This window comes from Sphingomonas sp. 179-A 2A2 NHS (assembly GCF_045371305.1).
GTDB lineage: Bacteria > Pseudomonadota > Alphaproteobacteria > Sphingomonadales > Sphingomonadaceae > Sphingomonas.
Genome location: NZ_JBIQDE010000003.1, coordinates 160,720 through 179,554 on the forward strand (window position 1 = coordinate 160,720; position 18,835 = coordinate 179,554).

Annotated in this window: 18 protein-coding genes; 13 read left to right on the forward strand and 5 right to left on the reverse strand. The window is 67.7% G+C overall.

What is annotated here, in order from left to right; genetic code table 11:
• The first annotated feature begins 52 nt into the window (after positions 1-52).
• Positions 53-1,447 (forward strand): MFS transporter, encoded by a 1,395-nt coding sequence (locus ACH0AE_RS07140; protein ID WP_294443447.1) that lies wholly within the window; start codon positions 53-55, stop codon positions 1,445-1,447.
• A gap of 58 nt (positions 1,448-1,505) precedes the next feature.
• A complete protein-coding gene (locus ACH0AE_RS07145; RefSeq protein ID WP_294443446.1) occupies positions 1,506-2,330 on the forward strand; it encodes an alpha/beta fold hydrolase in 825 nt (274 codons plus the stop codon).
• Positions 2,331-2,398: 68 nt separating this feature from the next.
• Here ACH0AE_RS07145 and ACH0AE_RS07150 read toward each other — a convergent pair whose 3' ends face one another.
• Positions 2,399-3,034 carry a sulfite oxidase-like oxidoreductase gene (locus tag ACH0AE_RS07150; RefSeq protein WP_406875679.1) on the reverse strand — a complete coding sequence of 212 codons (636 nt, stop codon included), beginning with the start codon at positions 3,032-3,034 and terminating at the stop codon, positions 2,399-2,401.
• 118 nt (positions 3,035-3,152) lie between these two features.
• Between ACH0AE_RS07150 and ACH0AE_RS07155 the strand changes: the two genes are divergently transcribed.
• The 5 genes from ACH0AE_RS07155 (at position 3,153) to ACH0AE_RS07175 (ending at position 10,153) form a co-directional block, all read left to right on the forward strand.
• Positions 3,153-5,429, forward strand: coding sequence for an FdhF/YdeP family oxidoreductase (locus ACH0AE_RS07155; RefSeq protein WP_294443445.1), 2,277 nt, complete (start codon positions 3,153-3,155; stop codon positions 5,427-5,429).
• Positions 5,430-5,794: 365 nt separating this feature from the next.
• Positions 5,795-8,209, forward strand: coding sequence for a TonB-dependent siderophore receptor (locus ACH0AE_RS07160; RefSeq protein WP_294443444.1), 2,415 nt, complete (start codon positions 5,795-5,797; stop codon positions 8,207-8,209).
• 134 nt (positions 8,210-8,343) lie between these two features.
• Complete coding sequence (rplM, locus tag ACH0AE_RS07165; protein WP_294443443.1) at positions 8,344-8,823, forward strand: 50S ribosomal protein L13; 480 nt, start codon at positions 8,344-8,346, stop codon at positions 8,821-8,823.
• On the forward strand, positions 8,823-9,371 hold the full coding sequence (gene rpsI / locus ACH0AE_RS07170; protein ID WP_294443442.1) for a 30S ribosomal protein S9: 549 nt from the start codon (positions 8,823-8,825) through the stop codon (positions 9,369-9,371). Before rplM ends, rpsI begins: the two co-directional genes overlap by 1 nt.
• Before the next feature lie 152 nt (positions 9,372-9,523).
• Positions 9,524-10,153 (forward strand): TIGR02281 family clan AA aspartic protease, encoded by a 630-nt coding sequence (locus tag ACH0AE_RS07175; RefSeq protein ID WP_294443441.1) that lies wholly within the window; start codon positions 9,524-9,526, stop codon positions 10,151-10,153.
• Here the strand turns inward: ACH0AE_RS07175 and ACH0AE_RS07180 are convergent.
• The 3 genes from ACH0AE_RS07180 to modA are packed head-to-tail and all read right to left on the reverse strand — an operon-like array spanning position 10,140 to position 12,170.
• The gene (locus ACH0AE_RS07180) at positions 10,140-10,742 is read right to left on the reverse strand and encodes an ATP-binding cassette domain-containing protein (RefSeq protein WP_294443440.1); all 603 of its coding nucleotides are present in this window, start codon (positions 10,740-10,742) and stop codon (positions 10,140-10,142) included. The genes ACH0AE_RS07175 and ACH0AE_RS07180 overlap by 14 nt on opposite strands.
• Complete coding sequence (gene modB, locus ACH0AE_RS07185; RefSeq protein WP_294443439.1) at positions 10,732-11,418, reverse strand: molybdate ABC transporter permease subunit; 687 nt, start codon at positions 11,416-11,418, stop codon at positions 10,732-10,734. The genes ACH0AE_RS07180 and modB overlap by 11 nt, the downstream gene beginning before the upstream one ends.
• Complete coding sequence (gene modA / locus ACH0AE_RS07190; RefSeq protein WP_294443438.1) at positions 11,415-12,170, reverse strand: molybdate ABC transporter substrate-binding protein; 756 nt, start codon at positions 12,168-12,170, stop codon at positions 11,415-11,417. Before modA ends, modB begins: the two co-directional genes overlap by 4 nt.
• Positions 12,171-12,326: 156 nt before the next feature.
• Between modA and ACH0AE_RS07195 the strand changes: the two genes are divergently transcribed.
• From ACH0AE_RS07195 to ACH0AE_RS07220, 6 genes are all read left to right on the forward strand, one after another.
• Complete coding sequence (locus ACH0AE_RS07195) at positions 12,327-13,286, forward strand: acyl-CoA dehydrogenase family protein (protein WP_294443437.1); 960 nt, start codon at positions 12,327-12,329, stop codon at positions 13,284-13,286.
• Positions 13,283-14,434 carry an acyl-CoA dehydrogenase family protein gene (locus ACH0AE_RS07200; protein WP_294443436.1) on the forward strand — a complete coding sequence of 384 codons (1,152 nt, stop codon included), beginning with the start codon at positions 13,283-13,285 and terminating at the stop codon, positions 14,432-14,434. The genes ACH0AE_RS07195 and ACH0AE_RS07200 overlap by 4 nt, the downstream gene beginning before the upstream one ends.
• Before the next feature lie 12 nt (positions 14,435-14,446).
• Entirely contained in the window at positions 14,447-15,244 is a 798-nt protein-coding gene (locus ACH0AE_RS07205) for a crotonase/enoyl-CoA hydratase family protein (RefSeq protein WP_294443435.1), read from the forward strand.
• 48 nt (positions 15,245-15,292) lie between these two features.
• Complete coding sequence (locus ACH0AE_RS07210; protein ID WP_406875602.1) at positions 15,293-16,468, forward strand: MiaB/RimO family radical SAM methylthiotransferase; 1,176 nt, start codon at positions 15,293-15,295, stop codon at positions 16,466-16,468.
• On the forward strand, positions 16,465-17,397 hold the full coding sequence (gene ftsY, locus ACH0AE_RS07215; protein WP_294444198.1) for a signal recognition particle-docking protein FtsY: 933 nt from the start codon (positions 16,465-16,467) through the stop codon (positions 17,395-17,397). Before ACH0AE_RS07210 ends, ftsY begins: the two co-directional genes overlap by 4 nt.
• A 63-nt stretch (positions 17,398-17,460) precedes the next feature.
• On the forward strand, positions 17,461-18,075 hold the full coding sequence (locus ACH0AE_RS07220) for a septation protein A (RefSeq protein WP_294444199.1): 615 nt from the start codon (positions 17,461-17,463) through the stop codon (positions 18,073-18,075).
• Between the two features lie 66 nt (positions 18,076-18,141).
• On the opposite strand, the gene ACH0AE_RS07225 is transcribed toward ACH0AE_RS07220, so the two are convergent.
• Positions 18,142-18,780, reverse strand: coding sequence for a PadR family transcriptional regulator (locus tag ACH0AE_RS07225; RefSeq protein ID WP_294444200.1), 639 nt, complete (start codon positions 18,778-18,780; stop codon positions 18,142-18,144).
• Between the last annotated feature and the right edge of the window lie 55 nt (positions 18,781-18,835).

Below are 18,835 nucleotides of genomic sequence, written 5' to 3' on the forward strand. Positions count from 1 at the left end.
CCGCTGCGTCACAACGCTTGTCCCTCTGGTGCGTCTGGCTATGGCAAAACCAATGTCTGACGGCCTCCCCCTCCCCCGCCGCCTGGTCGCGATCGCTGCGCTGGGCTGTGGATCCGCCTTGGTGATCATCGACGGCAGCGTGGCGAACGTCGCGCTGCCCACCATCGCGCGCGATCTGGGGGTGGAGCCAAGCTCCGTCGTCTCGATCGTCACCGTCTATCAGGTGATGCTGGTGATGCTGCTTCTCCCCTTCGCCGGGCTCGGTGAGCGGATCGGCCTGAAGCGCACATACCAGGCGGGCCAGGTCATCTTCGCCTGCGCGACGCTGCTCTGTTTCTTCGCCAAGAGCCTCCCCTTCCTGCTGATCGTCCGCGCCGTGCAGGCGATCGGCGCGGCGGGCGTGCTCAGCGTCTCGTCGGCGCTCATCCGCCAGACCTATCCCGCGAGCCAGCTTGGCCGCGGGCTCGGCATCAATTCGGTTATCGTGTCGAGCTCCGCCGCGCTCGCGCCCACGATCGGCGGCCTCATCCTGGCGGTCGCGCCGTGGCCTTGGGTGTTCGCCAGTGCGATCCCCTTCGCCGTGATCAGCATCGCACTCGGCCGCTCGCTTCCCAACCCGCCGCCGGGGCTGACGCAGCTCGATTTCCTCGGCGCCGGCCTGTGCGCCGCCACCTTCGGCCTGGTGATCGGCGGCGCCGAAACCTTCGTCCATGGCGACAGCCCGGTGGTCAGCGCCGCGATCGTCGCGGTTGGCATCGCGATCGGCTGGTTCTTCGTGCGGCGCGAGCTTGGCGCGCCGGCCCCCATCCTGCCTGTCGATCTCCTGTCGCGCCCGATCATCGCCCTGTCGGCGACCGGCAGCCTGACCGCCTTCATGGCCTCCATGACACTGCTGGTGTCCACGCCGTTCCGTCTCGCGGCGCTTGGCTTCACGCCCACGCAGATCGGCGCCTGTCTTGCCCCCTGGCCGCTCACCAACATGATCGTCGCGCCGCTGTCGGGCTTCCTTTCCGATCGCGTCCCCGCAGGCATTCTCGGCGGCATCGGCATGGCGGTGACACTGGTCGCGCTTGCCCTGCTCGCCAACCTGCCGCCGGACCCCAGCTTCTTTGACGTCGCCTGGCGCATGGCACTGTGCGGCTCCGGCTTCGGGCTGTACCTGCCGCCGAACGCGCGGCTGGTGGTCGGCTCCGCCCCGCGTCACCGGTCGGCCGCAGCGGGCGGCCTGATCTCCACCGTTCGCCTCACCGGCCAGACCACCGGCGCCACCCTTGCCGCCGCGCTGCTCGCCGCCGGCGTCGGTGCCGGCGAAGTACCGCCCTATGTCTCGGCCGGCCTCGCGCTCGTCGCCGGCATCTGCAGCGTCGCGCGCCTGCGCCCCTCGATCCGCAACCCGAGCATCACTGACGTGCGCGACGATCTGCCGACGCTCCGCCAGTCGCGCTGAGCCGCGGAACGCGCGCCCCGCAGGCACGTTGCCCCGCGATACGAAGCGGGAGATGAAGATGCCCTACGTCAAGACGCGGGACGGGAATGACCTCTTTGTGAAGGACTGGGGCCACGGCCGCCCGGTGGTCCTCATCCACGGCTGGCCGCTATCGGCGGACAGCTGGGATCCGCAGGCACTGGCGCTGGCAGAGGCCGGCTACCGCGTCATCGCCTACGACCGCCGCGGCTTCGGCCGCTCGAGCCAGCCCTGGAACGGCTATGACTATGATTCGCTGACCGACGACCTGGCGGACGTGATGAAGGCCGCCGAGATCGGCCCCGACGCAACGCTCGTCGGCTTCTCGATGGGCGGCGGCGAAGTCGCGCGGTACATGAGCCGGCACGAGGGCCGCGGCGTCGCCTCGGCGGTGCTGGTCGGCTCGGTCGTGCCGTACATGATGAAGACGGACGATAATCCGCACGGTGTGTCGGAAGCGAACCTGCTCCAGATCGGCCAGGGCATCCTGCGCGACCGGCCCGAGTTCTTCCACAATTTCTTCAAGGATTTCTTCGGCGTTGGCTATGTCACCAGCCCGGTCAGCGAGCCGATGCTCGAATGGGCGTGGCGCCTTGCGATGCAGGCGTCGCTCCGCGCGACGCTGGAATGTGCGAAGAGCTTCAGCTTCACCGATTTCCGCCCCGATCTGCCCGCCTTCCGGGTGCCGACGCTCGTGATCCACGGCACCGGGGACAAGACGGTGCCGATCGACGCCACCGGCCGCGCCGCCGCAGCCGGCATCGCGGCCAGCCAGCTCGTCGAATATGACGGCGCGCCGCACGGCCTGTTCGCCACGCACAGCGATCGCCTCACCGAGGATCTGCTGACCTTCCTCAGCCACTAGGCCAGGGTGCGTGGCCCCGGGGGCGGCGCCGCCGGGGCCGCGCACGATCAGCTATAGCGCTGCTCCGCTCACGGGTCGCCGCGCATATGGTATCCGTTCACTTCCCAGAACCCCGCCCGATCCGCACCGATGAACTCGATCGCGCTAATCCACTTGGCGCTCTTCCAGAAATAGCGATGGGGGATCACCAGGCGCGCCGGCCCGCCATGCTCGCGCGTCAGCGGCCGGCCGGACCATTCGTGCGCGATCAGCGCGTCCGGGCTCGCGAAATCCGCCAGCGGCACGTTCGTCGTATAGCCGTCATAGCCGTGCAGCATCACGAACCCCGCCTCGTCGCGCGGCTCCACCAGGTCGAGCAGGGTGTGCGTCGCCACCCCGCGCCAGTCATTGTCGTAGCGGGACCAGGTGGTGACGCAGTGTATATCGCTGCGCAGGTCCACCTGCGGCAGCGCTATGAAGGCGTTCCAGTCCAGCGTCACCGGCCGCGTCACCATGCCGCGGATGTCGAGCCGCCAGCGTTCGCGCTGCACGTCGGGCTGCGCACCCAGGTCCAGCACCGGCCAGTCGCGTACCAGATGCTGGCCCGGCGGCAGCCGGTCGTGTGCGCCAGACGTGGGTGCACCGGTCACGAACTTGCGCTCGCTCGCCCAGCGCTGCTTTGATCGCGTCAGCTTGCTGTCGGGTGGCGGTACGTCCTCGTCCATCGTCTGCCTCACCTCATCGCTCACCCGCACTATAGCTCCGGCCATTCGCGCAGCCAGCAGTGATCCAAACCGGCCGCTACGCGTTTGTGGCTGCGGGCAGGCAGCGCGGGAGGCCCTGGTGGCGGACGAAAAGGATACGGTGCATTACGCTGGCTCGGCCGGCGGCTGGGGCTCGGTCCGCGGCATGACGGAGGTGTTCGCCCGCGAACGCCCGCGCCCCTCCGTGCTCGACACGCTGCGCCGCCAGAACAAGCCCGGCGGCTTCATGTGCGTCTCCTGCGCCTGGGGTAAGCCGGCAAAGCCGCATACCTTCGAATTCTGCGAGAATGGCGCGAAAGCGACGCTGTGGGAAAACACCACCCGCCGCTGCACGCCTGCCTTCTTCGCCGAACATACCGTCACTGAGCTGCGCGGCTGGAAGGATTACGATCTCGAACAGGAGGGCCGCCTCACCCATCCGATGCGCTATGATCGCCCCACCGATCGCTACGTCGCGTGCAGCTGGGACGAGGCGTTCGCCGCCATCGGCGCGGAGCTGAAGGCGCTGCCCCCGAAAAGCACCGTCTTCTATGCGTCGGGCCGCGCCAGCCTGGAGACGAGCTACCTCTACGCCCTGTACGCGCGCATGTACGGGCACAACAACCTGCCCGACAGCTCCAACATGTGCCACGAGACGACGTCGGTCGCGCTGAAGAAGCTGATCGGCTCGCCGGTCGGCACCTGCGTCCTCGACGATTTCGAGAAGTGCGACGCGATCTTCTTCTTCGGCCAGAACACCGGGTCGAACTCCCCCCGCCTGCTTCACCCGCTGCAGGAAGCGGTGAAGCGCGGTGCCACCATCGTCACCTTCAACCCGATCCGCGAAAAGGGGCTGGAGCGGTTCAAGAACCCGCAGAGCCCGGTCGAGATGCTGACCGGCAAGCACACCGACATTTCGTCGCTCTATCTCCAGGTGAAGACCGGCGGGGACATCGCGGCCATCACCGGCATGATCAAGCACGTCCTCGCGGCCGAGGAGAAGAAGTGGGCGGCCGAGAAGACCCACGTGCTCGACGTGGATTTCATCGAACAGCACACCCGGGGCTTCGACGAGGTGAAGCGACACGCCGAGGCGCTGTCATGGGACGAGATCGAGCGTGAGAGCGGCCTCGCACGCGCCGATATCGAGCAGGCCGCGGAGGTGTACGTCCGCGCGAAGAACACGATCTTCATGTACGGCATGGGGCTGACGCAGCACGTCCACGGCTTCGACAGCCTTGCTGCGCTGGTCAACCTTGCGCTGATGAAGGGCAATCTCGGCCGCGAGGGCGCCGGTGTCTCGCCGGTGCGCGGCCATTCCAACGTGCAGGGCCAGCGCACCGTCGGCATCTCCGAGAAGCCGGAGCTCGTTCCGCTCGATCGGCTTGCCGAACAGTTCGGCTTCGATCCCCCGCGCGACGAGGGGCTCAACACCGTTCACGCCTGCGAAAAGATCATCAACGGCGAGGTGAAGGCCTTCATTGGCCTTGGCGGCAATTTCCTGCGCGCCATCCCGGAGCAGGAAAAGATGGAGGAGGCGTGGCAGAACATGCGCCTCACCGTTCAGATCGCCACCAAGCTCAACCGCAGCCACCTCGTCAACGGTGAGGTTGCTTATCTCCTCCCCTGCCTCGGCCGTTCCGAACAGGACATGCAGGTCACCGGCGCTCAGGCCGTGACGATGGAGGATTCGCTCTCCTGCATCCACGGCTCGCTCGGCAACGTCACTCCGGCCAGCGAGCATCTGAAATCCGAACTGGCGATCGTCTGCGCCATGGCCAAGGCGACGCTGCCGCCGAACCCGAAGGCGAAGTGGGACGACTGGACCGCCGACTACGGCCTCGTCCGCGATCTCATCGAGGAAACCTATCCGGAGATGTTCGCCGACTTCAACGATCGCGTCTTCACGCCCGGCGGCTTCTACAAGGGCAATGCCGCGCGGGAGCGGATCTGGAAAACGGAAAGCGGCAAGGCGGAATTCACCGTGCCGGGCACGCTTTCCGCGATTGGCGTCGGGGACACGCCGGGACGCTGGCGCCTGATGACGCTTCGTTCGAACGATCAGTTCAACACCACCATCTACGGCTATTCCGATCGCCTGCGCGGCATCGAGGGCACGCGCGACGTGCTGCTGATGAACCCCGAGGACATCGAGGCCGCGGGCCTCGCGGAGGGGCAGGTCGTCGGCCTCGCGACTGATGCCGGCGACGGCGAGCATCGCCAGGTCGACGGGCTCACCGTCACGCCCTTCCTGCTCCCGCGCGGCTGCCTCGGCGGCTATTATCCGGAGCTCAATCCGCTCGTCCCGCTCTGGTATCACGATCAGGAATCGAAGACCCCGGCGTCGAAGGGCGTGCCGGTGCGCATCGTCGCCTGATCCGTTTCGCTGCTTCACTCGCCGGTCGGACCACGATATCCGCCGCGTCCCCTCGGGCGCGGCGGTGTCGATCGCCGCACCCCGGGCTTCCTCCGTTACCGCCAATTCATTGAAATGTTGGATTAATCGTGATTTCGTCTGTGCATGGTTTCGTTTCCCCTGATCGCGTGCCCGTCATGTTGGGAAAAAACGCGCTATCGCCTCAACTTCCTCAACATTCGTTTTTTGCAATCGTCCCCTCCGCCCGCGGTCGCACGGCCAGCGGCTGTTACATTCTGCGACGAATTCCCCCCTGCTCCGACACATCGGCCTGACAGCCACCCGCCAAAGCTGATCAATCCTGACCGCCTTCTCGGAGCAACGACGTGTCATCCTGGTTTCTTCCCGTGCTTTCCATCGCCGCGGCCGCAGCCCCTGCTCCGGGCCAGCCGCAGACCCCCGTCGATCAGGAACTCCCCAGCCCCGATCCGGCGGGCAATCCCGCTGATCCCGATACAGAGGTCGAGCCGGACGGTGAGGACATCATCGTTACCGGCAGCCGCCGCCCGGTCGGCTCCGTCACCGGGGACATCACGCCCGAGGTCGTTCTCACCAGCCGCGACATCCGCGCCTACGGGGCCAGCAACATCGGCGAACTGCTCGCCGAGCTGAGCCCGCTCACCGGCAGCATCCAGGGGCGCGGCGGCGGCGGCCAGCCGGTCGTGCTGCTCAGCGGCCGCCGCATCAGCGGCTTCCGCGAAATCCGCGATCTTCCGCCCGAGGCGATCCAGCGCGTCGACATCCTGCCGGAGGAAGTCGCGCTGAAATACGGCTACCGCCCCGATCAGAAGGTGGTGAACATCGTTTTGCGCCGCCGCTTCCGCGCCGTGACCGGCGAGGTATCGACGTCGCTCGCCACCGATGGCGGCCGCGCGGTTCAGGAGGCCGATCTCAACTATCTGCGCCTCGGCAACGGCAGCCGTTTCAGCGTCGATGCCGAATACAAGCACAGCGATCCGCTGTTCGAAACGAGCCGCAATCTCGCCCAGCCGGATCCGGACCGGACCTTGCTGTCGGCGACCGACGCGGCGAAGCTCAACGCCACCTACAATCGCACGATCCTCGGCAACGTCTCGGCCACGATCAGCGGCGGGCTGGAGGGGCAGGACAGCCGCGCCGCGCTTGGCCTCGCGGATGACGGCACGCAGCGGCTGATCCGCGACAGCCGCTCCCGCACCGGCACGCTCACCTATGTCCTCAACGGCGATTTGTCGCAGTGGCGCTGGTCGCTGAACGGCGGCTACACGCGTGACTGGACGACCACGCTCACCGATCGCGACATCGAGGGCGGCGGCGTGCGCCGCGACCGTGCCTATTCGGTCGCCGAGACGATCGACAGCGAGGCGACGCTGAACGGCAGCCTGTTCGATCTGCCTGCCGGCCCGATCACCACCACGCTGAAGGCCGGCTTCACCCTGCGTGATATCGCTAGCGAATCGACCCGTGCCGGTATCTTCAGCGCGGTCGATCTGTCGCGCGATCAGGTCAGCGGCCAGGCGAATGTCGATTTCCCGCTGCTGAAGAACAGCGCGGTCGGCACGCTCTCTGCCAACGTGAACGCCACGATCGATCAGCTGTCGGATTTCGGCACGCTCGGAACGCTCGGCTATGGCTTCAACTGGCGGCCGAGCGACGCCGTCCGCCTGATCGGTTCGGTCAGTCACGAAGATGGCGCGCCGTCGATTCAGCAGCTCGGCAACCCGATCATCGTCACCCCCAACGTCCGCGTTCTCGATCTCGTTCGTGGCGAGACGGTGGACGCGACGGTGGTCGACGGCGGCAATCCGAACCTGCGCGCCGATCGCCGCCGCGTGATGAAGCTCGGCCTCACGGTAAAGCCGATCCCGAAGACGGATCTGACCCTGCTCGCCAATTATACCGACAGCAAGATCACCAATCCGATCGCCAGCTTCCCCACCGCAACGCCGGAGATCGAGATCGCCTTCCCCGACCGGTTCGAGCGCGATGCGGATGGCACCTTGCTGCGCATCGACAATCGCCCGGTGAATTTCGCCAGCAGCCACCAGCGCCAGATCCGCTGGGGCATCAACTGGTCCGAGACGCTCGAAGCCCCGCCTCCCGCCGGCCCGGACGGACAGCCGCTCACCGAGGCCGAGCGCGAGGAGCGCCGCGCCGCCTTCCGCCAGGCGCGTGAAAGCAGCACGGGCGTGCGTCCGGGCGGCGGCCGGCGCCCGGGCTTCGGCGGCCCCGGCGGATTTGGCGGCGGCCGGTTTGGCGGCGCGCGCCAGGGCCGTGTCCAGCTCAGCGCGTTCCATACCTGGCGGCTGGAGGACACGATCCTCATCCGTCCGGGCGTGCCGGAACTTGATCTTCTGGGCGGCTCTGCAATCGGCGCCCGTGGTGGCCAGCCGCGCCACCAGGTCGAATTCAACGCCGGCTACAATCGCAACGGCATCGGTGTCCGCCTGAACGGTACGTGGCAGGAAGGGACCAGCGTCATCGTCGATCCCAGCGGCGCGCCCTCGCCGCGCGATCTCGAGTTCGGCTCGCTGTTCACCGCCAACCTGCGCGTCTTCGCCGATCTCGGGCAGCAGCAGTCGCTGGTGCGTGACATGCCCTTCTTCCGCGGTTCGCGCGTGACGCTGTCGGTCAACAACCTCTTCAACCAGCGGCTCGACGTGCGAGACGCTTCGGGGCTGACGCCGGTCGGGTATCAGCCAGCGCTACTCGATCCGCTCGGCCGCTCGGTCCGGCTGAGCTTCCGCAAGCTGTTCTTCTAGGTCTATGGTATCATAATACCCGTCACGGATGCGGCGGAATCGTTGACTTTTTGCCGCCGCATCATCAAAGACCCCTCAACGCGCCGCACCTTTTCCGGGGGCGGCGTCTTCGTTTTTTGCAAAGGTCTAAGCCCATGAAGGCGCTGATGAAGACCACCAAGGCGGCCAAGCCCGCCGAAGTGGAAAAGAAGTGGCACATCGTCGATGCCACCGATCTGGTGGTCGGTCGTGCGGCGGTCGTGATCGCCAACGTCCTGCGCGGCAAGCACAAGCCGTCGTTCACCCCGCACGTCGATTGCGGTGACAATGTCATCGTGATCAACGCTGACAAGGTGCGCTTCACCGGCAACAAGCTGGCCGACAAGGTCTATTACAAGCACACCGGCTATGCCGGCGGCATCAAGGGCGTCACCGCCGCCAAGGTGCTGGAAGGCCGCTTCCCGGAGCGCGTGCTCGAGAAGGCTGTTGAGCGCATGATCCCGCGCGGCCCGCTCGGCCGTCAGCAGATGCGCAACCTGCGCATCTTCAAGGGCGCTGAGCACCCGCACGAAGCGCAGAACCCGCAGGTCCTCGACATCGCCGGCATGAGCCGCAAGAACAAGGTGGGCGCATAATGTCCGATAATCGCCAGTCCCTCGCCGATCTGGGCGCAGCGCTCAGCGAGCAGCGCGAAACCGCCGTCGCGGCTGCCGAAGAGAAGGCCGAGGCCTATCTCGAAGGCAAGATCGACGAGCCGACGCAGCGTGCCCCGCTGCGCGCGCAGGAACTCGACAAGTACGGTCGCGCCTATGCCACCGGCCGTCGTAAGGACGCCGTTGCCCGCGTGTGGCTGAAGCCGGGTTCGGGCAAGATCACGATCAACGGCCGTGATCAGGAAACCTATTTCGCACGTCCGACGCTGCGTCTCGTCATCAACCAGGTGTTCGGCATCACCGAGCGCGAAGGTCAGTATGACGTGATCTGCACCGTCAAGGGCGGCGGTCTGTCGGGTCAGGCCGGCGCGGTGAAGCACGGCATCAGCCAGGCGCTCACCAAGTACGAGCCGATCCTGCGTGCGCCGGTGAAGGCCGCGGGCTTCCTGACCCGCGACAGCCGTACCGTCGAGCGTAAGAAGTACGGCCGCGCCAAGGCACGCCGCAGCTTCCAGTTCTCGAAGCGCTAAGATCCGGTGCGCCTGGCCTGCTGCGGCAGGCCAACGGCCAGACGGCAAGATCGGGGCGGTCCAGCGATGGGCCGCCCTTTTCTTGTCCGGTCGCGCCAAGTTTCTGCGCGCCGCCCGTCGCAGCGCGGCGGCGATGATCCTATATCGGCCAGATGCCCGCCTATGCCGATCTGGCCCCGCATCTCCCGCTGATCCTGTCGCTGCTGGCCATCATCGTCATCGCCGGCTGCCTCCGCAGAATTCCGGTCATCGGACGGATCGTGGGTGCCGCAACGTGGCTGGTGCTGCTCGGCGCGCTGGCGCTGGTACTGGTGCAGCGCGAGCGGTTCGATCCCTATCTCGGCCGCGTTGCCGAGATCCTCGATCTGTCTGGGCAGCAAGTGGCGGGCGAGGAAACCCGCATTCGGATGAGTCCGGACGGCCACTTTTGGGCGAACGTGCAATTCGGCGGCGTCAAGCGGCGCATGCTGATCGACAGCGGCGCCACCGTCACCGCCCTCTCGCTCGACACCGCCAATGCTGCCGGGCTCGAAGTACGGGATGCGATGTTCCCGATGCTGCTGCGAACCGCGAACGGCACGATCCGCGCGCAGACCGCGTCCCTCGGCGAGCTTCGCCTCGGCAACATCGTCGCGCGTGACGTGCCGGTGGTCGTGTCGCCTGCTTTCGGCGAGACGAACGTGCTGGGCATGAACTTCCTGTCGCGGCTGAAGTCGTGGCGGGTCGAGGGACGAACGCTGATCCTGACCCCCAATCACCCGCAGGCCGTCACATCGGGATGATCCGGTCGCCCAGCCGCTCCGCTTCGGCACGGTCATGGGTGACGATCAGCATCGGCAGGCGCAACTCGTCTCGCACACGCTCGATCGCGCGCGTCGCGTCCTCCCGCCGCCCCGCATCCAGCGAAACCAGCGGCTCGTCCAGCAGCAGGAAGTCCGGATCGCTCAGCAACGCGCGCCCGATCGCCACGCGCCGCGCCTCCCCGCCCGACAAGGTGCGTGGCCAGCGATCGAGTAACCCTACAATGTCGAGCGTATCTGCGACTTCATCGAGCCGGTTGCTCCGCCGCGCGCCATAAAGCAGGTTCCGACGCACGTTGAGATGCGGGAACAGCCGCGCCTCCTGGAACACCATGCCCACGCGGCGGCGCTCCGGCGGAAGGTCGATCCGGCCCGCCGCGTCGAACAGGGTACGGCCGCCCACCCGCACATGTCCGCGGTCCGGCCGAAGTAGCCCGGCAATCATCATCAGCACGCTCGTCTTGCCGACGCCCGAGGGGCCGACGAGCACGCTGGCGCCGCTCCCCGCCTCGAAGGTCGCGCCCAGAATGGCGCTCCCGCGCCGCACCGTCACATCAATATCAAAGGACATGGAGCCGCCGCCCCTGCCGCCGCACCAGGACCTCGGACAGGATCAGCGCGGCGAGGCTGATCGCGACCGAGATCGCGGCGAGCTTCCACACCGCCGCCTCGCCGCCCGGCCGCTGAAGCGCGGCGTAAATCGCCAGCGGAAGCGTCTGTGTCTCGCCGGGCACGTTCGACACGAAGGTGATCGTCGCGCCGAACTCGCCCAGCGACCGCGCGAAGCCGAGTACCGCACCCGCCAGCACGCCCGGCAGCGACAGCGGCAGGGTAATCGAGGCGAACGTCCGCCAGCGCCCGGCGCCCAGCGTCCGCGCTGCCTGCTCCAGCCGCTGGTCCACCGCCTCCAGCGACAGCCGGATCGCCCGCACCATCAACGGCAGTGCCATGACGCCCGCCGCGATCGCCGCCCCCGTCCAGCGGAACAGCACCGTGGTGCCGAACCAGCGCTCCAGCAACGCTCCGGCGGGTCCGCCCGTTGCAAACGCCAGCAGCAGCAGCCAGCCAGTCACCACCGGGGGGACGACCAGCGGCAGATGGACAATCCCGTCGAGCAGCACCTTCCCCGGAAAGCGCCCGCGCGCGAGCAGCCAGGCCAATGCGAAGGCGATCGGCAATGTGCCCGCCGTCGCAATACCGCCGACAAGCAGCGAGAGCCGAACGATCGTCGCGATATCCTCGCTCAACGCGTGGTGAACCCGTGGCGCCGCATGATCGCCTTGCCCGCCGGCGACAGCAGGAATTCGCGGAACGCCTCGGCCCCCGGATTTCGGGAGGCCGCCAGCCGTGCGATGGGATAGAGGATCGGCGGATGGCTGCGCGCGGGAAAGACGCCGGCGACTCGCAGCGTCGGTGCCACCCGCACATCGGTGGCATAGACGACGCCATAAGGCGCCCCCCCGCGCTCGACCATCGCCAGCGCCGCGCGCACGCTCTCCGCCCGCACTACACGCCGCGCCACAGCGGGCCACGCCCCGAGCCTTGCCAGCGCTGCCCGGCCATAGCGGCCCGCCGGCACCGCATCCGGATCCGCCATCGCCAGCGGCCCGGCTGCCAGCACGCGTGCCAGCGCCTCGCCGCGAAGCCCACCGACGGAGCGCTGCCCGGCACGCGCCACCACCACCAGCCGGTTGCCGGCCAGTGTCGCGCGGGTATTCGGCGCCAGCACGCCGCGCCGCGCCAGGTCGTTCATCCAGTCCTCGTCTGCGGAAACGAACAAATCCGCGGGCGCGCCCGCCGCCACTTGCCGCGCCAGCGCAGAAGATGCCGCAAAGGAGAGCACCGGCGCGGCATGCCCCTGCCGGGTCCACGCCTGCGCAGCGTCTTCCAATGCCTCCTGCATGCTCGCTGCAGCCAGCACCAGCGGCCCGCGTCGCTGCGCCGCGGCCTCGCTGCCAGCGAAGGTGACTAGCAGCAGGAGCATCGCGAGGAAGCGCATCCACCTTCTCTATCGCGCTCCTGCGCAATGAACCACCATCGTTCACACCGCCGCCATTGATGCGCGGAGGCTGTGGACAAGCATAAGCCGATTGCTTTAGCGGCGGTGCAGCAAAACGGAGAGGGCAGCCATGGCATTGCCACGAGGATCACGGCGGTGAGCGAGCTCGGGACGATGCTCGCCGACACGGCCGAGCGACTGTTCGCCGCGCCGGAGGAGGCTGGCGCCCATGACGCTGGTTGGTCCGATGCCCGCTGGTCAGCGATCGAGGGAAGCGGCCTGCCTCTCGCGCTGGTGCCAGAAGAGGCTGGCGGCTTCGGTGTCCCAGTGGAGGAGGCGCTGGCCCTCATCCGCCAAAGCGGCCGCCACGCCCTGCGCCTGCCGCTGGCCGAGACGATCGTCGCCAACGCCGCGCTTGCTGCTGCCGGCCTGCCGCTCGCGGACGGCCCGGCCGCGCTGGTGCCGGCCGGAACGGATCGTGTCGCCTGGGGCCGTAACGCGCGAACGTTCGTGGTCCAGCGTGACGGCAAGCTTCACCGCGTCACTGGTCGAGCGACCGTCGCGACTGAGGGCTCGAACCTTGCCAACATGCCGCGCGACGTGATGACGCTTGGCGACGGCGAGAGTGCCGCCAGCAACGGGCCCGGGTTGCTCGAGCTTGGTGGGCTTGCCCGCGCGCTGCAGATGGCCGGCGCACTCGAGCGCGTTCTTGAGCTGACGGTCGATCACGTCTCCACCCGTGTCCAGTTCGGCCGCCCTTTGTCGAAGTTCCAGGCGATCCAGCAGGAACTGGCGAAGCTCGCCGGGGAAGTCGCCGCTGCTTCGGCCGCCGCGGATCACGCTGCGAGCGCCTATGCCGAGGGCGCCGACCTCGCCTTCGCCGTCGCAGTCGCCCGTACGCGTATCGGCGAGGCCGCCAGCAAGGCGAACGGCATTGCGCACCAATTGCACGGCGCGATCGGCTTCACGCGCGAACACGCCCTCCACCGCTTCACGACCACGCTTTGGGCATGGCGCGACGAATTCGGCACGCAGCGTCACTGGACGCTTCTGCTCGGCAAGCGCGCGCTGGAGAGCGGGCGAGACGGCTATTGGCCAATGGTGGTGGCAGCATGACGACGCTCCGTTTTCCCTCGCCGCCGCGCCACGATTCTGCCGAGAGCCTGCGCGGCGAGGTGCGCGCGTTCCTGGCGGAGGCGCTGGCGGACCGTAGTCCGCTGTCCCGCGCAGACAGCTGGAACGGCTTCGACCGCGATTTCAGCCGCAAGCTGGGCGCGCAGGGCTGGCTCGGCATGACGTGGCCGAAGCGCTACGGCGGGCATGAGCGAAGCGCCTTTGAACGCTACGTCGTGGTGGAGGAGACGCTGGCGGCGGGCGCCCCTGTCGCCGCCCACTGGATCGCTGATCGTCAAAGCGGCCCCAGCCTCCTCAAATATGGCACCGAGGAGCAGAAGCAGACCGTGCTGCCCGGCATCGCTGCAGGCGAGACGGTATTCTGCATCGGCATGAGCGAGCCCGACTCCGGTTCCGACCTTGCCGCGACTCGCACTCGCGCCGTGCCGGTTGACGGCGGCTGGCGTGTAACCGGCACCAAGCTGTGGACCACCGGCGCGCACCACGCCGATTACATGATCCTTTTCTGCCGCACGAGCGGCACGCCAGCGGAGCGCCAGGCCGGCACCAGCCAGCTCCTGGTCGATCTTCGCCGCGCAGAGGGGATCACGATCCGCCCGATCATCGATCTGGCCGGTCAGCATCACTTCAACGAAGTCCATTTCGAAGACGCCTTCCTCCCTGCTTCGGCGCTGATCGGCACCGAGGGCCAGGGCTGGGAGCAAGTGATGAGCGAGCTCGCGTTCGAGCGCAGCGGACCCGAACGCTTCCTCTCCTCGATGCAGCTGCTGATCGAACTGATCGGCGTGCTTCAGCGCGCGGAGAGCGAAGCCGCGCAGCTCGCCGTCGGCCGCCTCACCGCGCATCTCATCACGCTGCGGCGCCTCTCGCGCGGCGTCGCGGCGATGCTGGAAGCCGGCGAGAACCCCGGCACCCATGCCGCGATCGTCAAGGATCTCGGCGCCACTTTCGAGCAGGAGCTGCCGGACATCGCCCGCTCGCTTGTCGATGCCGAGCCGGACAGCGCCTCGACTTCGGACTTCATTGCCGTTCTCGCCCATATCACCTTGAACGCGCCCAGTTTCTCGCTGCGTGGCGGCACGCGGGAAATCCTGCGCGGCATCATCGCGCGCGGCCTCGGCCTGCGCTGACCGGAGAGTTTCATGACCGTCATCACCACCGAGATCCGCGGCCCGATCGCCATCCTCCGCCTCAATCGTCCCGACGCAATGAACGCGCTCGGCGCGGAGGGCGATGGCGAGGCGGTGCGCGCCGCCTGCGATGCGCTGAACGCCGATCTCTCCATCCGCTGCGTGATCCTCACCGGCGAGGGCCGCGCATTCTCGGCTGGCGGCGACGTGAAGAAAATGGCGGATCCGGATGGCCCCTTCTCCGGCGGCGGCCTGCCGGTGCGCAGCCAATATCAGCGCAACATCCACCGCATTGCCCGCGCGCTCTTCTCGCTCGACATGCCGGTGATCGCCGCGGTCAACGGTGCCGCGATCGGCCTCGGCTGTGACGTTGCGTGCATGGCGGACATTCGCATCGCCTCGGACAAGGCGAAGTTCGGCGTCACCTTCCTCAAGCTCGGCCTCGTCCCGGGCGACGGCGGCTCGTGGCTCCTCCCGCGCACCATCGGCATGAGCCGCGCGGCCGAACTGTTCTTCACCGGCGACCTGATCGACGCGTCTACCGCCGCCGACTGGGGCCTCGTCAGCCGCGTCGTGCCGCACGATGCGCTGATGGACGAGGCGCTGGCCATGGCCGCCAAGATCGCCGCGCTCCCGCCGCACTCGCTTCGCCTTACCAAGTCGCTGCTGCGCCAGGGGCAAACGAGCAGCTACGATCAGGCGCTCGACTCGGCCTCCACCGCCCAGGCGGTCAGCCACGCGACGCAGGATCATCGCGAGGGGGTCATGGCCCTCCTGGAAAAGCGCGAGGCAGTATTCCAGGGCAAGTGATGCGCCGCGGCGTGGACTAACGCCGCGTCCGTCCCTAGATCGCGCGCCATGCTCGCGTCCCGAAAGCCCGACGTCGTTACCTTGGGCTGCCGATTGAACCTCGCCGAAAGCGAAATGATCAGGGCGCTCGCCGGTGATCGGGACATGGTGGTGGTGAACGGCTGCGGCGTCACCAACGAAGCGATGCGGCAGACCCGCGCGGCCGTCCGCCGGGCGCGCCGCGATCGGCCGGCGGCGGAGATCGTCGTCACCGGCTGCGCATCGGAGATGGACCGTGCCGCCTTCGCCGCCATGCGGGAAGTGGACCGCATCGTCCCCAACGCCGCGAAGCTGCTACCCGCCACCTGGGGCGGCTTCCCCAACCAGCGCCCGCGTCGCCGCCACGCCCGCGCCTTCCTCGGCGTGCAGAACGGCTGCGATCACGGCTGCACCTTCTGCGCCATCCCGCAGGGTCGCGGTCCCAGCCGCTCGAGCCCGCTAGGCCAGGTCGTCGCCGAAGTGGCGGCGCTTGTCGACGAGGGCGCCAACGAGGTGGTGCTGAGCGGCGTCGATCTCACCAGCTATGCCGGCGGCCTCGGCGCGCTGGTCGAGGCGGTACTCAAGGGCGTGCCGCGGCTGCCACGCCTGCGCCTCTCATCGCTCGACACGATCGAGATCGACGATCAGTTGTTCGATCTCGTGACAAGCGAGGCGCGCGTCATGCCTTCGCTTCACCTCTCGCTCCAGGCAGGCGACGATCTCATCCTGAAGCGGATGAAGCGCCGTCACCTGCGTCGGGAGGCCGTTGCCCTGGTCGAGCGGCTGAAGGCGAAGCGCGATATCGCCATCGGCGCCGATCTCATCGCCGGCTTCCCCACTGAGGATGACGCCGCATTCGAGAACACGCTCGCACTGCTCGATGATTGCGACATCGTCGGCGCGCACATCTTCCCCTTCTCCCCGCGCGCAGGCACGCCCGCCGCGCGCATGCCGCAAGTGCCCGTGCCGGTCGTGAAAGTCCGCGCCGCCCGCCTACGCGAAGCCGCCGCCGACCGCCGCGCCCGCTGGCTTCAGACTCACGTCGGGTCGACCGGCACGATCGTGGTCGAAAAGCCCGGCGATCGCGGCCATCTGCCAAGCTTCGCCGAGGTACGCCTCGCCGCCCCGCTTCCCACGATCGGCGCCTTGGCCGACGTGCGGATCACCGCTGCTGCCGACGATCATCTAATTGGAATTCCAGCATGACTGACCAGCGTTCCTGGCACGACAAGCTTCTTGGCGGCTTCCGGCGCACGTCCGATCGCCTCGTCGGCAATCTCGCGGGCCTCGGCACCGCCCGCCTCGACGAGGAAACGCTCGACGAGATCGAGGAAGCACTGATTGCCTCCGATCTGGGTCCGGAAACCGCCAGCCGCATCCGCGCCCGCCTCGCCGAGGGCAGCTTCGAGCGCAACATGGAGGAGCTGGGCATCCGCCTCGTCGTCGCGGAGGAGGTCGAGAAGGTCCTCGCCAAGGTTGCCAAGCCGCTGGAGATCGAGGCCTTTCCGCGCCCGCAGGTCATTCTCGTCATCGGCGTCAACGGATCGGGCAAGACGACGACGATCGCGAAGCTCGCGCACTTGCTGATGGAGCAGGACTATGGCGTCATGCTGGCCGCTGGCGACACCTTCCGTGCCGCGGCTATCGGCCAGCTCGCCACCTGGGCGGAGCGCGTCGGCGTGCCGATCGTCACCGGGCCCGAAGGCGGCGATGCTGCCGGCGTCGTATGGGATGCGGTGAAGAAGGCAACCGAGACCGGCATCGACGTGCTGATCGTCGACACCGCCGGCCGCCTCCAGAACAAGCGCGAGCTAATGGACGAACTCGCCAAGATCCGCCGCGTCCTCGGCCGCATCAATCCCGCCTCCCCGCATGACGTGGTGCTGGTGCTGGATGCGACCACCGGCCAGAATGCGCTGTCGCAGATCGAGGTGTTCAAGGAAGTCGCTGGCGTCACCGGCCTCGTCATGACCAAGCTTGACGGCACCGCGCGCGGCGGTGTGCTGGTCGCGGCGGCGGAGCGTTACGGCCTGCCGATCCACGCCATCGGCGTCGGCGAGGGGATTACCGATCTGCGCCCGTTCGACGCGCATGAGGTGAGCCGGATCATCGCCGGCGTTGACGACCGGCGCTAGGTTCAGCGCAGCGAAACCTCGATCAAGCTACGTCTGTTCGGCAGGCGCACGTAAACGGAGCAATTGGTGAGCGGCACGACGAAACCTTCCCCCGGGATACGATTGGCGGTCGATTACGGCCCGCTGCTGGTGTTCTTTGCGGTGAACTTCCTCGCGCCGGGCCCGGCGATCGCGCGCATCGTCGCAGCGACGGCAGCCTTCATGGTCGCGATGGTCATGGCGCTTGGCCTGTCGTGGTGGAAGACGCGCCACATTCCCCCGATGCTGCTGATCTCGGGCGCGCTGGTGATCGTGTTCGGCGGGCTGACTCTCTGGTTCCACGACGAGCGCTTCATCAAGATGAAGCCGACCTTCGTGTACGCCATCTTCGCCGCGACGCTCGGCTTCGGCCTCGCCACCGGTCGCCCGCTGCTGCAGGCGTTGCTCGAAAGCGCCTATCCCGGCCTCAGCAAGCAGGGCTGGCACAAGCTCACGCGCAACTGGGCCTTGTTCTTCGTCTTCATGGCGCTGCTGAACGAGGCGGTCTGGCGCACCACCAGCACGGATTTCTGGGTCGGGTTCAAGCTCTGGGGCGCGATCCCGCTGACCATGATCTTCGCCATCGCCAACGTTCCGATGCTGATGCGCCACGGGCTCCAGGCCGGCGAGGTCGCGGAAACCGTGCCGCCAAGCGAATGATGAAAGGCCCGCGGGGATCATATCCCCGCGAGCTCACACGGCGCCGCAATGCTGATGCAGAAGTACTTACAAACGCTCGATCTTCTGGGCCACTTCGTCGATCAGCGCCGCCACGTCGTGCACCGTCGCTTCTGACGCGTCGCCCCGCATCAGCCGTCCCTGAAGCGCCGTCTTGAGATTGGCCATTGCACGGCGCACCGGTGCGCCATCGGTGCGCTTGTGCTGCTCGCCCAGTGCGGAAAGTCGTGCGAACAGCTTCTCCACCGTCGCCGCCTGCTCGTCGAGCTGCGCACTCCCTTCCAAAGTGATCGTGAACTTGCGCCGGCCGTCGCCCGCATCCTCGCTGGCAACGAGACCGATCTCGTTCAGCATGGTCAGCGATGGGTAGATCGTACCCGGTGAGGGCGCATAGCCGCCGCCCGTCAGTTCCTCGATCGACTTGATCAATTCGTAGCCGTGGCGCGGTTCGTCACTGATCAGCTTCAGCAGCACCAGCCGCAGCTCCGCGCCGTCGAACATCCGCCCGCGCCGCATCCCGCGTCCATGCCGGGCCGCCATCTTGCCCGCCATCGCGGCGAGCATCTTGTCGCGTCCGCCCTCCTTGCGCGCGTGCGCAGCGCCGTCGCTACGCGTCGGCCGACCGCCTCCACGATGCATCCCGCCGCCATGGCTGTGGCCGCGGCGATGCCTGGTTCCGGTTTCCATAACAATTCTCCTCAAGATGGCACCAAGATATATCTTGAGCGGTCTTCGTCAAGGG

Coding starts and splice junctions, on each gene's coding strand:
- ACH0AE_RS07140 (WP_294443447.1), top strand. CDS start 53: ATGTCTGACGGCCTCCCCCTCCCCCGCCGCCTGGTCGCGATCGCTGCG.
- ACH0AE_RS07145 (WP_294443446.1), top strand. CDS start 1,506: ATGCCCTACGTCAAGACGCGGGACGGGAATGACCTCTTTGTGAAGGAC.
- ACH0AE_RS07150 (WP_406875679.1), bottom strand. CDS start 3,034: ATGGACGAGGACGTACCGCCACCCGACAGCAAGCTGACGCGATCAAAG.
- rplM (WP_294443443.1), top strand. CDS start 8,344: ATGAAGGCGCTGATGAAGACCACCAAGGCGGCCAAGCCCGCCGAAGTG.
- rpsI (WP_294443442.1), top strand. CDS start 8,823: ATGTCCGATAATCGCCAGTCCCTCGCCGATCTGGGCGCAGCGCTCAGC.
- ACH0AE_RS07175 (WP_294443441.1), top strand. CDS start 9,524: ATGCCCGCCTATGCCGATCTGGCCCCGCATCTCCCGCTGATCCTGTCG.
- ACH0AE_RS07180 (WP_294443440.1), bottom strand. CDS start 10,742: ATGTCCTTTGATATTGATGTGACGGTGCGGCGCGGGAGCGCCATTCTG.
- modA (WP_294443438.1), bottom strand. CDS start 12,170: ATGCGCTTCCTCGCGATGCTCCTGCTGCTAGTCACCTTCGCTGGCAGC.
- ACH0AE_RS07200 (WP_294443436.1), top strand. CDS start 13,283: ATGACGACGCTCCGTTTTCCCTCGCCGCCGCGCCACGATTCTGCCGAG.
- ACH0AE_RS07205 (WP_294443435.1), top strand. CDS start 14,447: ATGACCGTCATCACCACCGAGATCCGCGGCCCGATCGCCATCCTCCGC.
- ACH0AE_RS07210 (WP_406875602.1), top strand. CDS start 15,293: ATGCTCGCGTCCCGAAAGCCCGACGTCGTTACCTTGGGCTGCCGATTG.
- ftsY (WP_294444198.1), top strand. CDS start 16,465: ATGACTGACCAGCGTTCCTGGCACGACAAGCTTCTTGGCGGCTTCCGG.
- ACH0AE_RS07225 (WP_294444200.1), bottom strand. CDS start 18,780: ATGGAAACCGGAACCAGGCATCGCCGCGGCCACAGCCATGGCGGCGGG.